The sequence below is a fragment of the Rothia sp. CCM 9417 genome (assembly GCF_048513575.1).
GTDB lineage: Bacteria > Actinomycetota > Actinomycetes > Actinomycetales > Micrococcaceae > Rothia.
Genome location: NZ_JBLXXT010000001.1, coordinates 732,346 through 746,036, shown reverse-complemented (window position 1 = coordinate 746,036; position 13,691 = coordinate 732,346). Strand labels below are relative to the sequence as shown.

Below are 13,691 nucleotides of genomic sequence, written 5' to 3'. Positions count from 1 at the left end.
GGGGGCACCCGGGGCCGGCCCTCTCTTCATTTTTATGCCGGAGACGGTAGAATGGTGCATGTTATTGGTTGCCCGGTCGTACAATATAACTTTTCATTTGGCTTATTAGCTCTCCCACCGGTTCTCTTACGGGGTTCCTCATGTGGTCGATAGGGCTCACACCTGCACGATAAACCCGCGATCGGCTCCCCCGTTTGCCCATGACTGGGCCACATCAAAGGACAACGAGTCGTGACAGACCACCAAACCCCATCAACATTTGCCGACTACGGTGTTCGTCAGGACATCTCCGATGCGCTCGCGGCCCAAGGCATCACCAGCCCCTTCCCCATTCAGGCCCTGACCCTGCCTATCGCATTGGCAGGCCAGGATATTATCGGCCAGGCTAAGACCGGTACCGGTAAGACCCTGGGCTTTGGGTTGCCCGCTCTACAGACCGTTATTGGCCCCAAGTCTGATGAGTGGGGGCAAGTCAAGGTGCCCGGCGCACCCCAGGCCCTGATTATTGTTCCCACCCGTGAACTCGCAATCCAGGTAGGTAGTGACCTGTCGGTAGCCGCCGATAAAACCGGTGTGCGAGTAGCGACCCTCTACGGCGGCCGCCCCTACGAATCCCAGATTAAGGAACTCACCGACGGCGTTGAGCTGGTCGTGGGCACACCCGGCCGTCTCATCGACTTGCACCGCCAGCACCACCTGAATCTGAGCCAGGTCAAGATAGTTGTGCTCGATGAGGCTGATGAGATGCTGGACTTAGGATTCCTGCCCGATGTGGAGCGCCTGCTCTCTGCTGTACCAGAGGTCCGCCAGACCATGCTCTTCTCGGCAACCATGCCCGGTCCCGTGCTGACTATGGCCCGGCGCTACATGCGCCAGCCCATGCACATTCGCGCCGAGTCCGGCGAAGAAGAGACCATGACCAAGGCATCTATCCGCCAGGTCATCTACCGTGCCCACCCGCTCGATAAGGACGAGCTGGTCAGCCGGGTCCTGCGCGCGGAAGGCCGTGGCCGTACCGTTATTTTCACCAAGACCAAGCGTTCTGCTGCCAAGCTCTCCGATGAGCTTCAGTCACGCGGTTTTGCCGCTGGAGCTATCCACGGTGACCTCAACCAGGGTGCCCGCGAGCAGGCTCTGCGTGCTTTTCGCAACGGTAAGGTCGATATCCTGGTCGCTACCGATGTTGCCGCCCGAGGTATCGACGTTGAAGATGTCACCCACGTCATTAACTACCAGTGCCCCGAGGACGAGAAGACCTACCTGCACCGTGTAGGCCGCACCGGTCGCGCAGAGAAGCTGGGTACCGCTATCACCCTGGTGGATTGGGAAGATATTCCCCGCTGGAAGCTTATTAACAAGGCTTTGGAGCTGGGTGTTGATGAGCCGGTGGAAACCTATTCTTCCTCTCCCCACCTCTTTGCAGATCTTGGTATCCCCAAGGGCACCAAGGGCCGTCTGCCCAAGGAAGAGCGCACCGCTGCCGGTCTTGAGGCTGAGGCGGCCGAGGATTTTGGTGGGCAGGAGCCAGGTCGTCGCCAGTCCGCTGGCTCACGCCCTGCTAAGGGCGGGCAGGACCGCCGTGGCCGCGGTGAGAACCGCAATGGATCACGCTCGGCAGAGCGCCGGGGTGGCCGTAACGGTGAGCGCCGTTCATCCTCTCAGGGCGATAGCAAGCCTGCCTCTAGCCGTCGCCCTAGTTCTGAGGGTGGGCAGCCCGCTGAGGGCGCTAATGCGGCGACTAGGCCCCGTCGCCGCCGCCGTACCCGCCGGGTAGAGGGCGGCGAAGGCTAAGGTCGCGCTGGTTTACCCCTAGCGCTCCTCACAGGCAGAAATGACCCCCTCCCTTGTGGAGGGGGTCATTCTTGTTGTTGGGCACCGGGCTTCAGCTCGGGGATGAGTTCATGACCTCCCGGTGGCTGTGCTTAGCGGGTAGCGCGGGCTTGACCCTCCGCGTAGCCTGCGGCTGACTGAATACCTACCACGGCCCGTTCGCTGAACTCTTCAATGCTGGAAGCCCCGGCGTAGGTGAAAGCTGAGCGCACGCCGGAGATAATTGAATCAATCTGGTCCTCCACCCCGCCCCTGCCCTCAGGCAGGTAGATGCGAGCGGTAGAGATGCCCTCTTCGAACATTTCGCGGCGGGCTTTTTCAAAGGCTTCGGTCTTTGAGTTACGGTTGATGACCGCTCGGCGAGAGGCCATACCGAAGCTTTCCTTGTAGAGGCGGCCCTCGGAGTCCTGGAGGACATCCCCGGGCGATTCGTGGGTACCGGCAAACCAGGAGCCAATCATTACATTGGATGCGCCGGCAGCTAGGGCAAGGGCAACGTCACGGGGGTCTTTGATACCACCGTCGGCCCAGACATGCACACCCAGCTTCCTAGCCTCTTGGGCACACTCAAGCACGGCAGAGAATTGGGGGCGGCCCACGCCGGTTTGCATGCGGGTGGTGCACATGGCACCGGGGCCAACACCGACCTTGATAATATCTGCACCGGCTTCAGCCAGGTCACGCACCCCCTGCGCCGTGACCACGTTACCGGCGGCGATTGGGATAGAGGGGTTGAGGGAACGAACCTTTTTGAGGGCCTCAATCATGGTGTCCTGGTGGCCGTGGGCGGTATCAATCACCAGCACATCAGCACCGGCTTGAAGCAGGCTTTCCGCACGACCGGCGATGTCACCGTTAATACCGATAGCCACCCCAATACGCAGGCAGCCAGCTTGGTCGGTGGCCGGTGTGTAGAGGCTAGCACGCAGAGCCGCTGACCGGGTCAGCACACCAACCAGTAGACCAGCTTCATCAACCACGGGCGCGATCTTGCGGGAGTGCTCGTAGAGAATGTCAAAGGCTTCGCGGGGTGTGACGCTGTGGTTCAGGGTCAGTAGCTCGGTGCTCATCAGGTCTTGGACCTGGTCAAAATTATCGGCTCCGCGCATATCTTTAGGAGTAATGATGCCGACGGGTCGGTCATCCTCGACCACAATTGCAGCACCGTGAGCACGCTTGGGAATCAGGTGACGAACGTAGCCTGCGGTGTGGTGGGGTTTGACTGTGATAGGAGTATCGAACACCAGGTGGGAGCTTTTGACCCGCCTGATGGTTTCGGCAACGATATCGGTCGGAACATCCTGCGGAATAATGGCGATACCCCCGCGCCGGGCAACAGTCTCAGCCATACGGCGACCCGATACGGCGGTCATATTGGCGATGACCAGAGGGATGGTGGTGCCCGTTCCATCTGCTGTTCGCAGGTCAACTCCCATGCGGGAGCCAACCGAGGAAGGCGAGGGAACCATGAATACATCGTTGTAGGTGAGGTCTGTGGTGGGCTTGGTGTCGTTGAGGAACTTCATGGTTCTAGTCTATGTGGTTGAGCACACAGACCGGCGGGAATTAGCTGGGGGCTTAGACCTGCTCCCCCAATTTCTGGTGAGAGCCAGCCTGGGCGCGCAGGGCGGCTACGGTTTGCGGGTCCGTGGTGTTTTCTCCCAAAAGGTTGGGTTTACCGGCACCGTGATAGTCCGATGAGCCGGTCACCAGCAGGTCATGGCGGGAGGCTAGATCCAGTAGCCACTGACGACCTTCGGGTGGGTTGTCCCGGTGGTAGACCTCAACACCAGCTAAGCCAGCATCAATCATGGCGTAGATAGTCTCATCACTGGCTAGGCGGCCCCGTGAAGGTGCCCTGGGGTGGGCCATAACGGGGACCCCCCCGGCCTGGCGTACCAGTTGGACGGCCTCTACCGGGTCTACCGCGTAGTGGGGAATGTAGTAGGGGGAACTTGGGGTGAGCACCCGCTGGAAGGCTTCGGTTCGTGTGGTGACCGCACCGATAGCTACCAGCGCATCGGCAATATGGGGGCGGCCTACGGTAGCCCCCTGATGCACGTGTTCCTGTACGGTATCCCAGGTCAGCGGGTAGTCTTCGCTCAGGCGCTCCACCATGCGCTGAGCCCTGCTCCGGCGGGCGACCCTGGATCGTTCCATCTCCGCGCACAGGCCTTCGTGGTGGGGGTCGTGCAGGTAGCACAGCAGGTGGACGCTCACGCCCTGCGCTGAACAGGAGATTTCCATACCGGGCACAAAATCTAGGCCCCATTTGTCCGCTTCCGCCTGCGCCAGGCTCCACCCAGCGGTGGTGTCGTGGTCGGTCAGGGCAAAGCCGGTCAGACCGAGCGCGGCTACTTCAGCAACCAGCTCGGCTACGGGCTGGGTGCCATCGGAAGTGCAGGAATGGGTGTGCAGGTCATACATACCCCTAGATTACAGGGCCAACAGCTTGGTCAGGGTATGAGCTTGGCTAAGTCTGCAGGGAGCAGCGGGTTGCTACCTCTGTGTGCGGCCCCGCCCTGCTAGACGGTACTTGACCGCCCTCACTACACTGGTGTGTATGACAACACAGGATAAGACCCCCACCCCCGGTGATGACCAGCCCATCGAAGAGCGCGTCACCAACCGGTCAGCAGCTCCCCGTTCAAGAGCTTTTACCGAATTTATGGCCGCTCACTGGGCGCCGACCAACGGCGACCTGCCTGCTCGCGCCCGCGCTGCTGATTTTGCCGCTACCCGCCGCGCCGCTCTGTCCAAGCTCTTCCCCGGCGAGCGCCTGGTAATCCCCGCTGGCCCTCTTAAGGTCCGTTCAAACGACACCGACTACCGCTTCCGTCCGCACTCCGCTTTTGCCCACCAGACCGGCCTGGGTGTGGACCATGAGCCCGATGCTGTGCTGGTCTACGAGCCAGTTGAGGAAGGCAGCGGCGATCAGGGGTCGAATCACGAGGTTACCCTGTATTTTCGCCCCTTAGCTGGTCGGGACACCGAGATGTTTTACCGCGACCCCCGCTACGGTGAGTTCTGGATTGGCCCCCGCCCTACCCTGGAGTCTCTGGGTGCCGAGTACGGTATCCGCACCGCTGATCTGTCCGAGCTTGAAGTCGCTATTACCAAGAACGCCGGGCCGCAGGCTCTGGGCGGTATCAGGATCCGCCTAGTACGCGATGTTGACCTGAATGTTGATGCCCTGGTCGATACCTCTCGTTACAACACCGCCGTTGATTTAGAAGAGTCCGACAAGCTCGATGCGGCGCTGACTGAGGCTCTCTCCCAGGCGCGCCTGGTCAAGGATGAGCTTGAGGTAGAGAACCTGCGCCGTTCGGTCGATTTGACCATCGATGGTTTTGCTGAGGTTATCCGTTCGCTGCCTGCCGCTCTTGCCCACCGGCGCGGTGAACGGGTGGTTGAGACCGCCTTTTTCTCCCAGGCCAGGATTGAGGGCAATGACCTAGGCTATGACACTATCGCGGCCTGCGGTAACAATGCCACCATTTTGCACTGGATTTCTAACAACGGGCCGGTGGAAGAGGGCAAGCTTATGCTGGTCGATGCCGGGGTGGAAGACGATACCCTCTATACCGCCGACATCACCCGTACTTTCCCGGTCAACGGCAAGTTCAGTGAGGTACAGGCTAGGGCCTACAGGATTGTTCTTGAAGCCGCCGATGCGGCCTTTAAGGCGGCTGTTCCGGGCCGTAAGTTCCATGAAGTTCACGATGCCGCCATGCAGGTTCTGGCAACCCGCCTGCACGAATGGGGCCTGCTCCCGGTTGCTGCTGAGGTTTCTCTGTCTGATGAGGGTGGGCACCACCGCCGCTGGATGCCCCACGGTACCAGCCACCACCTCGGCCTTGACGTGCATGACTGTGCTCAGGCCAAGAAGGAGCTCTACATGGATGGTGTGATTGAGCCGGGCATGGTCTTCACCATTGAGCCGGGCCTTTACTTCAAGGAAGAGGATCTGCTGATTCCCGAGGAACTACGCGGTATCGGTATCCGTATTGAGGATGATGTGCTCATTACCGAAGACGGTAACGAAAACCTCTCTGCCGCCCTGCCCCGCACCGTTGAGGGCATTGAGGCCTGGATGGCTGAGATTTCCCGCTAGGAACCCTCCGGGCTGCTTCTAAGAGTCCGCCAGGGCAAAAGCCCCTGCTAGCTCCATCTTGAGGATCTAGCAGGGGCTTTATTCTTTGCCTTCCGGTAGCAGACTCGGGGCTACTTAGTCTTGTGACGCTTTGCTGTCCTGCTCCGGTTCCCGGCGGATGGCGGCTTCGAACTCTTCGGGAGTTTCAACCCGCAGTCCGTAGCGCTGTTCACTCTGCTCGGTACGAATCTGCTCGATACGCTCGTTAACAGAGGTGTCTGCGGTGGGTGTCTTGCGGATAGCTGCCTCGAATTCTTCGGGGGTTTCAACCCGCAGGCCGTACTTGCTGGCGGCTTTGGTGCCGTCCGACTTGGTCTGGGCCGGGGGTGTGAAGACCGGCTGAGCGGGTTGCTCGGGGGTAGCGGAGCCCTGCTGTGCCTGATCTGCAGGGTTGAAACCGGGCAAGAAAGGCTGGGGTTCTGTCTGGTGGGGTGGAAGGGGCTGGTGAGGATCAAACCATTGGGGGCCGGGCTGGTGCTGAGGCGCAGATGGTGCAGGGCTGGCGCTCTGCTGGGGGCTGGGGCCTTGCACAGGCTGGGAGGGCGGTAAGTTCTGTCCGGGTTGGTTCTGGTTCTGTCCGGGGGCCTCGGTGCGCGGTGCCTGGGGCTGGCCAGCAGACTGGGGGGCGGGCTGAACGGACACGCGAAGCAGGTTCCGGGCAGCCTGGGCTGTAGCCGGGATAGCCATCAGGTCAAGGCGGGCCGGTAGCATCTGAGTGCGGGTACGGATCCCGCGCCCCTTGGCTCGAGCCGCCACGACAACGGAGTAAATCATGCAAAAGGCAATAGCCAGAGGCACGATGCTGAGCAGGTTTGCCAGGATCGAGGTGTTGGTAACAAAAGCGTTGAAGAAGCCCACCAGCGCGCCCAGGCCCACACCCTGAACGGCGCCGCCTAGAGCGGCACGGGGATAGGTAGCCTGCCCTGTAATGTAATCAACCTGTCGGACCTCATGCCCCACCACGTAGAGAGAGTGAACGGGGAACTTCTGGCTGGCCAGGAATTCGAGAGCGCGGTTGAGTTCCTTGCGGTTATTGAAAGTGGCGACCAGTTCACCGGGAGGTAGGGAAGCGCCATCGGACAAAGACAGTGCAGGAGGTACGTTGAGTTGATCCATAACCCCTATTTTTGACTAGTTTGTCGAGAGTTAGCTGGGAGCGCGCCCTGTTATCGCCACAGGTGAACTAGCTAGCCGGCCCAGGAGCCTTGGGCAGTGTAAGTTTGCGCCTATTTTCCGGGTATATCCGCAGATAAGCATGGCAGCGCCCCTGCAAGGCGAGTACCCTGGAAAGAGTGAGTAGCGTACCAAACAAAATTTTTATTGCCCGCCTACTAGGTCTCGATGTCTTTGACCCCCACGGTGACCGGCTTGGCCGTTTGCGCGATGTTGTCGTGCTCAAAAGCGGCTTCACCCAGTTTTCAGCGGTTGCTTCACTTGCCAAGCTCAAGGAACCCGTTGTGGTGGGTATCGTCATTGAGATTCTGGGTAAGAAACGCATTTTTGTGCCTATGACCCGCGTAACCAGCATTGACTCCACTCAGATTATTCTGACGGGCCTGGTTAACCTGCGCCGTTTTGAACAGCGCGGCTCAGAGGCCCTGGTTGTGGGCGAGATTTTTGACCGTAAGGTTCAGTTGCGTGACGGCTCCGGCATGGCTCAGATTGAAGACGTTGCCATGGAACAGCGCCGCAATGGAGACTGGTTCATTTCCGAGCTCTTTATCTCACGCGGCAACAGCGGTCTGATGCGCCGCCGTAAAGAAACCCTGATTATTGACTGGCACGAGGCTATCCTCTCCACCGATGTTGAGCCCCAGGCGGCCACAGCCTTTGTGGCCAGCCACGAAGATTCTAACCCCGCTGACCTGGCAGACGCTATCCACGAAATGCCCGACAAACGCATGGTGGAGGTCGCCCAGGAACTCCAGGATGAGCGCCTGGCGGATGTCCTCCAGGAGCTCCCCGAAGAGGATCAGGTTCAGATTCTCTCGAACCTGGAAGTTGAGCGCGCCGTCAATGTGCTCGAAGAGATGGAGCCCGATGACGCGGCTGACCTACTAGGAGAGCTCTCAGACACCCAGCGCGAAGAGCTCCTGACACTTATGGACCCCGATGATTCCGATGACGTGCGCCGCCTACTCGAATACGACGAAGGTACCGCCGGCTCACTCATGAACCCGGTCCCCATCATTCTCTCCCCCGAAGCGACCGTGGCCGAGGCTCTGGCTCATATCCGGCAGGAGGAGATCTCACCTGCTATGGCCGCTGCTGTAATGGTCGCTCGCCCACCCCTTGAAACCCCCACCGGTCGCTACCTGGGGATTGTGCACATGCAACGTCTACTGCGCCACTCTCCCAGCGAACAGGTGGGTAACATTATAGATACCTCTATTGAACCGGTTACCGATGCTGCCAGTATCGAAGAGGTAACCCGTATTCTTGCCACCTACGACCTCACCATCGTCCCAGTCATCAACGACCATGACCGGCTGGTGGGCGCTGTCACCGTCGATGACGTTCTCGATGAGATCTTGCCCGATGATTGGCGCACCTATGATGATGGCACCCCGATTAGAAAGGTAGGTCGCCGATTTGAGTGATGCCCGCGAACGCGATGAAAGAGCCCAGGCACTAGGAACCCCTCAGAACAAGAAACGCCGTCCGCTCTTTCAGTTCAACCCTGACCCCGATGCCTTTGGGCAGATGACAGAGAAAATTGCACGCTTTATGGGGACTCCGCAGTTTCTGCTGTGGATGACTGTATTCTGTGCCATCTGGTTAGGCTGGAACACCCTAGCTCCCGAAGAGATGCAGTTTGACCCACGTTCGCTTAACTTCACTCTCTTGACCCTTATGCTGTCCTTGCAGGCCTCCTACGCCGCTCCCCTGCTTCTGCTGGCACAGAACCGGCAGGATGACCGTGACCGCGTGGTAGCCCGCCAGGACCGCCAGCGTGATCAGCGCAACCTTGAAGAGACCGAGTACCTGACCCGCGAAATCGCTTCTTTGCGTATTACTCTGCGTGAGGTAGCCACCCGTGACTTTGTCCGCGGCGAAATACGCGACATCATGGAGGAGTTGCAGGAGGTTCAGCGCCGGCAGGAGGAACTCTTTACTCGGGCAGAGCATCTTGCCTCTCTCAGCCGCACCAGGGCAGATGACCCTCATAGCTCCAGCTTCACAACCTCCCCAGCCGCAGGCAGTGTGCTTGCGGTAGAAAGTGAAGATGATCCTAAGGTCCGAAAAAAGAAGATGGTAAAGGATATCGACCGTACCTTTGAGTAGGCGGTCTTCTCTCTCATGCAAAAAACTCCTGAAAATGAGCGGCTCGAAGCTGTCCTTGCCACCGTTATTGATCCCGAGTTACGGCTACCCATCACAGAGCTGGGTATGGTGGAGCGGGCTGAACTGGTAGGTTCGACCGCAAGCATCTCTATCCTGCTCACTATAGAGGGGTGCCCGCTTCGCGGCACCATTGAAAAGGACGTGCGAACAGCCGTCAGCGCCCTCGACGAGGTCCAAGATATTGACCTGACCGTTGGCTATATGACCCCAGAACAGCGGGCTGAACTGCGGCAGAAGCTGGGGCATACCCGGCAGAACCCTTTCACTCAGCCAGGTTCCCTCACCCGGGTCTACGCAATTGCCAGTGGTAAGGGCGGGGTGGGTAAGTCCTCGGTTACGGCCAACCTGGCCGCTGCCTGCGCGTCTGCCGGTATGACTGTAGGAATCATTGATGCCGATGTGCACGGCTTCTCTATACCCGGTTTGCTGGGGATTACCGAAGGCCCTACCCGTATGGACGATATGATTCTGCCACCCGTAGTGGAGGCGCCCAAGGGCAAGGGTGCCATAAAGGTCATCTCCATTGGTATGTTTGTGAAGCCTGACCAGCCGGTTGCCTGGCGTGGCCCCATGCTCCACCGCGCTCTTGAACAGTTTTTGACAGACGTGCATTTTGGGCAGATTGATGTGCTCTTGCTCGATTTGCCTCCCGGCACGGGCGACATTGCTATTTCCATGGCCCAGCTCCTGCCCCAGGCAGAGATTCTACTCGTTTCTACTCCCCAGCTAGCCGCCGTGGACGTTGCCCAGCGGGCAGGAACTTTGAGCATCCAAACCGAGCAGAAGCTGGTGGGTGTGCTTGAAAACATGGCGGCCATGCAGCTTCCGGACGGTACTACCCTGCCCCTCTTCGGTGAGGGTGGCGGTGCTCAGCTGACCCAGTCGCTCAGCCAGGCGCTGGGCTATGAAGTTCCCCTGCTGGGTTCTGTTCCTCTTGAGCTAGCCCTGCGCCAGGGTGGCGACGCTGGCACCCCCCTTGTCTGGGGCGCTCCCGAAACCTCAGCGGCACAGGTATTGACCCAGGTAGCTCACCATATTACCCACCGCCCACGCGGCCTAGCTGGGCAGTCTCTTCCCGTGAACCTCTAAAAGTTGCCCATCTGTCCTTACGCCCTTTAAAGGAATAGAGGGAACTGGCCCTATTGGCCGGTTCCCTCTACTTGTTTGCCCGCTCCCAGCTGCTCGCTAAGGCGCCTCTTTTTAGGTGGCTTCAGTATCAAAAGGTGCCCATGCCCCCCGTGGTAAGCGAGAGGTCACAGAAAGCGCGGGAGCAGCCTGAGCTTTTTCCTCTAGTTGCTGGCGGCGTTCTTCCTCATCTTCTGCGAAAGCCTCACGCACAATCACGCGAGGGTCATACTGGCGGGGGTCGTACTGACGCCAGTTGATGTCATCTAGGCCAGGGCCCAGGGTCTCTTTGAGGTCGTCCTTAGCCTCGAAGGCCATACGGCGCACGTACTTAATGAAATCTTTGAGCTGCTGGGCATATTCGGGCATGCGTTCTGGCCCGATGACAAAAAACACCAGGACTGCAAGAAAAATAAATTCAAGACCACTAATTCCAAACACACCTAGAGATTACCAGCTTAGGCTGGTCGAACGCCCATAAAACAGCTTCTATTGAATAAGATGTTCCCAGTATCATTATTGTTTTTGCAGGTCGAAGGCGGGTAGTTGTTTTTATGAAGTCACATGATCTGGCCCGGAATTGGGTCTATGCCGAAGAGTTCCCACGTGAGGTGCCGGTCCTTGAGCTTGCCCGAGAGCAGGCCGAGCGGCTTGATGCTGCCCCCGTCGCGCCCTCTGTGGCGGCCCTCTTGACCATCCTGGCCGCTACGTGTAAAGCCCAGCACACCGTAGAAATTGGGTGCGGGGCTGGAGTTTCTACCGCAGCGCTCCTGAGCGGGTTACCCGCTGGGACTTCGCTGACCACTATCGATATTGATGCAACCCGCTCTCAGGCCGTCCGCTCCCTACTTTCCGCGACTGGGCTGGAGCAGAGCCACCGTGTGCGGGTTATTACCGGTGATGCCCTCCAAGTACTCCCCAGGCTCTCCCCCGGCTCCTACGACCTGGCTCTGGTCGATGCCGGTCCTGAACTGGCAGATCAGCTGGTGCTCAACGCTCTAGCCCTCTTAGCGTCCGGTGGCCTGCTGATCTTGCACGACCCTTTGGCCGGGGGTGCTGTAGCTAGCCCCACTGACCGCGACGGGGTGACCGTTACCCTACGAGCTGTCCTTCACGATATAGCGGCCTGCACCGAGGACGTCTTTGTCTCTTTACTGTATGTGGGCTCAGGCCTCTACTTGATCTACAAGAAATAGGGTAAAAGAAACCTCGGCTGATGGGGCCGAGGTATTCAAATTTTCAGGAAGTCTAGAAATTCTCTACGCACACCCGGAGAGCCTCTACCTCTTCTTCAGTGATATCAAGGACCAGGCGCCCGCCGCCTTCAACGGGGATGCGCATTACGATGCTACGGCCCTCACGTACGATTTCGAGCGGACCGTCTCCGGTGCGTGGTTTTTGAGCTGCCATGGGAGTCTTCTCCTTGGGGAAGGTTAGTCTATGAGTGGATGGCACCGGTGCAACCGGGCTCACTTTCTTTTAATAGTAGTGCTTACCGGAGCATTTAAGGTGGTTTTGCGAGGCAAACTTACAGGTTTAGGGTGGGTAGTCCCCTCCACCGGGTAGTTGTTTCCAGTGCCAGAGCCAGCCCACCCACCCAAATTGCAGGGTCGCCCCCGCACACATGAGCAACCAGCGGTAGGCTCGAGAGGCTGAAAGTGCCACCACAGGGAGCAGGAGCGGGAAAAGCGGTAGAAGCAGGCGGAAGGTCGAGGACTGCGGATTAAAGAAGGCCAGCATGTAGACCGCGTAGCAGGCACACCAGAGCACAAGCGCTGGGTGGAGCACCTTTCGGGTACTAGGAGCAATCAGGCACAGGGTAAAGCCCGCTATCAGCACCAAGAGAATAAGCGGCCCCAGAATACTGCCAAGGTAGAGCTGGCTTTGGGTCAGCCAGGGCAAGAACGGTAGCACGTCCTCACCCCCGGCCCGCCAGGCGGCCTCGGTTGCGGTGTAGGCATCTATGCGCCCGGTGACAGCCCAGGCGTAGGCAGGGTGGATAAAGGCAAAGGCACAGACTGCAAGGGCACACACAAGTTGTGTGGCTGTCTCTCGGAGTGTAGGCCACACCCTCTGACCGCTTCTGAGGCGGTGCAGGAAGGCCATAAGCCACCATAGGCCCACAGCTGCCCCCAAGGGTACGCCGATGGGGCGGGCCAGGGCAGCGCAGAGCGCTGGAATCAGCATCAGGCGGTAGCGGCCTTCCACCAGGAGGTAGAGAGCCCAGGCTAAGAAGAGCAGACCCATAGCTTCGGCATAGCCTGTTTGCAGGATCGGTGCAACCGCGCTGAAATTTACCGCTGCGCTTGCCCACAGCGCGGTGCTGTGTTGGGTATCCAAGTTACTATGCTCAGCGGCACTCTGCCCGTTGCCCAGGGAGACCATGCACAGTCGGTAGATAAACCAGGATGCGCCCAGACCGCAGATTAATGACAGGGTCGGAGCCACTAGAGCGTAGTCCAAGCCCGTCAGCCAGGTAAGAGTACCTGCGGTGAGGGGGTATAGCGGGTAGAAGGCCCACTCATTTTGAGCTACATGCCCGGTAGCATCAAGGGGTAGCTGTGAGGGGTAGCCGGTCGCGGCAATAGAGGAATACCAGTCAGCATCCCATATATTGACATACTCTAGGTAGGTCATGGCTGAGTTCTTCCAGGGGCTCACTGTCTGGTGTAAACCAACACGACTGAAGACAAACCAGCACCACACCCGGCTAACAGCATAGAGCAAAGCCACCTGAGCCATAGCAGGTAACCGCACGAACCGGCTAACTGCCACAAACCATAGCTGGCTTATGCCAAGGCTGACCCTAGCCCCTATATCACGGTGAAGGGAACCATTAGTCATCGGCATCAACCGGGGCGCTCTCACCGTTCAGCTGAGCGAGCCGATCACGAAGCCGCCTGTTCTCCTCAATAGTTTTGGCCAGTACACCGTCCACCTCTTCACGGTTATAACCCAGGATAGAGGTCGCAAAACCTACACGCTCCAATTCAGCACTATCGGGTCGGTCCGAGAGAATGATCGGCGGCTCAGAGGCGGGAACAATATCAATTCCGTCTTGGCTGATGTGGTTAAGGGTTTTGCGGGCCGGAATCAGGCGGTCGCTACCCATCGCCGCACACCCGGCTAAGACAGCCATGATCACCACAAACGTTATTGCCACCAACAGATAATTCAAGATTTCCCCCGTCATTAGGCTGCCTCATACACCCCGCTCATGGGCAACTAGCGATACAGG

13 protein-coding genes are annotated in these 13,691 nt (G+C 58.9%); 6 read left to right on the top strand and 7 right to left on the bottom strand.

What is annotated here, in order from left to right; genetic code table 11:
• Positions 1–231: 231 nt before the first annotated feature.
• Positions 232–1,791, top strand: coding sequence for a DEAD/DEAH box helicase (locus ACN082_RS03420; RefSeq protein WP_419099433.1), 1,560 nt, complete (start codon positions 232–234; stop codon positions 1,789–1,791).
• Between the two features lie 131 nt (positions 1,792–1,922).
• On the opposite strand, the gene ACN082_RS03415 is transcribed toward ACN082_RS03420, so the two are convergent.
• Positions 1,923–3,356 (bottom strand): GuaB1 family IMP dehydrogenase-related protein, encoded by a 1,434-nt coding sequence (locus ACN082_RS03415; protein WP_419099432.1) that lies wholly within the window; start codon positions 3,354–3,356, stop codon positions 1,923–1,925.
• Between the two features lie 52 nt (positions 3,357–3,408).
• Positions 3,409–4,257 carry a PHP domain-containing protein gene (locus ACN082_RS03410; RefSeq protein ID WP_419099431.1) on the bottom strand — a complete coding sequence of 283 codons (849 nt, stop codon included), beginning with the start codon at positions 4,255–4,257 and terminating at the stop codon, positions 3,409–3,411.
• A gap of 136 nt (positions 4,258–4,393) precedes the next feature.
• On the opposite strand from ACN082_RS03410, the gene ACN082_RS03405 reads away from it, so the two are divergent.
• The gene (locus ACN082_RS03405) at positions 4,394–5,944 is read left to right on the top strand and encodes an aminopeptidase P family protein (protein WP_419099430.1); all 1,551 of its coding nucleotides are present in this window, start codon (positions 4,394–4,396) and stop codon (positions 5,942–5,944) included.
• Positions 5,945–6,058: 114 nt separating this feature from the next.
• On the opposite strand, the gene ACN082_RS03400 is transcribed toward ACN082_RS03405, so the two are convergent.
• A complete protein-coding gene (locus ACN082_RS03400) occupies positions 6,059–7,099 on the bottom strand; it encodes a general stress protein (RefSeq protein WP_419099429.1) in 1,041 nt (346 codons plus the stop codon).
• 176 nt (positions 7,100–7,275) lie between these two features.
• Between ACN082_RS03400 and ACN082_RS03395 the strand changes: the two genes are divergently transcribed.
• From ACN082_RS03395 to ACN082_RS03385, 3 genes are read left to right on the top strand one after another with little or no spacing between them, the layout of a single operon-like run.
• Positions 7,276–8,583, top strand: a complete 1,308-nt coding sequence (locus tag ACN082_RS03395) for a magnesium transporter MgtE N-terminal domain-containing protein (RefSeq protein ID WP_419099428.1) — start codon at positions 7,276–7,278, stop codon at positions 8,581–8,583.
• Complete coding sequence (locus tag ACN082_RS03390) at positions 8,576–9,268, top strand: DUF1003 domain-containing protein (protein WP_419099427.1); 693 nt, start codon at positions 8,576–8,578, stop codon at positions 9,266–9,268. Before ACN082_RS03395 ends, ACN082_RS03390 begins: the two co-directional genes overlap by 8 nt.
• Before the next feature lie 15 nt (positions 9,269–9,283).
• Positions 9,284–10,417 (top strand): P-loop NTPase, encoded by a 1,134-nt coding sequence (locus ACN082_RS03385; protein WP_419099426.1) that lies wholly within the window; start codon positions 9,284–9,286, stop codon positions 10,415–10,417.
• Positions 10,418–10,528: 111 nt separating this feature from the next.
• On the opposite strand, the gene ACN082_RS03380 is transcribed toward ACN082_RS03385, so the two are convergent.
• Positions 10,529–10,894 carry a Sec-independent protein translocase TatB gene (locus tag ACN082_RS03380; RefSeq protein WP_419099425.1) on the bottom strand — a complete coding sequence of 122 codons (366 nt, stop codon included), beginning with the start codon at positions 10,892–10,894 and terminating at the stop codon, positions 10,529–10,531.
• A 113-nt stretch (positions 10,895–11,007) separates the two neighbouring features.
• Here ACN082_RS03380 and ACN082_RS03375 point away from each other — a divergent pair, with 113 nt between their 5' ends.
• Positions 11,008–11,649: an O-methyltransferase gene (locus ACN082_RS03375; RefSeq protein WP_419099424.1), complete on the top strand. Its 642-nt coding sequence runs from the start codon at positions 11,008–11,010 to the stop codon at positions 11,647–11,649.
• A gap of 52 nt (positions 11,650–11,701) precedes the next feature.
• Here the strand turns inward: ACN082_RS03375 and ACN082_RS03370 are convergent, their stop codons facing one another.
• From ACN082_RS03370 to ACN082_RS03360, 3 genes are all read right to left on the bottom strand, one after another.
• Positions 11,702–11,863: a DUF3117 domain-containing protein gene (locus tag ACN082_RS03370; protein ID WP_419099423.1), complete on the bottom strand. Its 162-nt coding sequence runs from the start codon at positions 11,861–11,863 to the stop codon at positions 11,702–11,704.
• Positions 11,864–11,989: 126 nt separating this feature from the next.
• Complete coding sequence (locus tag ACN082_RS03365; RefSeq protein WP_419099422.1) at positions 11,990–13,090, bottom strand: hypothetical protein; 1,101 nt, start codon at positions 13,088–13,090, stop codon at positions 11,990–11,992.
• Positions 13,091–13,289: 199 nt separating this feature from the next.
• The gene (locus ACN082_RS03360; protein ID WP_419099421.1) at positions 13,290–13,646 is read right to left on the bottom strand and encodes a hypothetical protein; all 357 of its coding nucleotides are present in this window, start codon (positions 13,644–13,646) and stop codon (positions 13,290–13,292) included.
• Between the last annotated feature and the right edge of the window lie 45 nt (positions 13,647–13,691).

Coding starts and splice junctions, on each gene's coding strand:
- ACN082_RS03415 (WP_419099432.1), bottom strand. CDS start 3,356: ATGAAGTTCCTCAACGACACCAAGCCCACCACAGACCTCACCTACAAC.
- ACN082_RS03410 (WP_419099431.1), bottom strand. CDS start 4,257: ATGTATGACCTGCACACCCATTCCTGCACTTCCGATGGCACCCAGCCC.
- ACN082_RS03405 (WP_419099430.1), top strand. CDS start 4,394: ATGACAACACAGGATAAGACCCCCACCCCCGGTGATGACCAGCCCATC.
- ACN082_RS03400 (WP_419099429.1), bottom strand. CDS start 7,099: ATGGATCAACTCAACGTACCTCCTGCACTGTCTTTGTCCGATGGCGCT.
- ACN082_RS03385 (WP_419099426.1), top strand. CDS start 9,284: ATGCAAAAAACTCCTGAAAATGAGCGGCTCGAAGCTGTCCTTGCCACC.
- ACN082_RS03375 (WP_419099424.1), top strand. CDS start 11,008: ATGAAGTCACATGATCTGGCCCGGAATTGGGTCTATGCCGAAGAGTTC.
- ACN082_RS03370 (WP_419099423.1), bottom strand. CDS start 11,863: ATGGCAGCTCAAAAACCACGCACCGGAGACGGTCCGCTCGAAATCGTA.
- ACN082_RS03365 (WP_419099422.1), bottom strand. CDS start 13,090: ATGACCTACCTAGAGTATGTCAATATATGGGATGCTGACTGGTATTCC.
- ACN082_RS03360 (WP_419099421.1), bottom strand. CDS start 13,646: ATGACGGGGGAAATCTTGAATTATCTGTTGGTGGCAATAACGTTTGTG.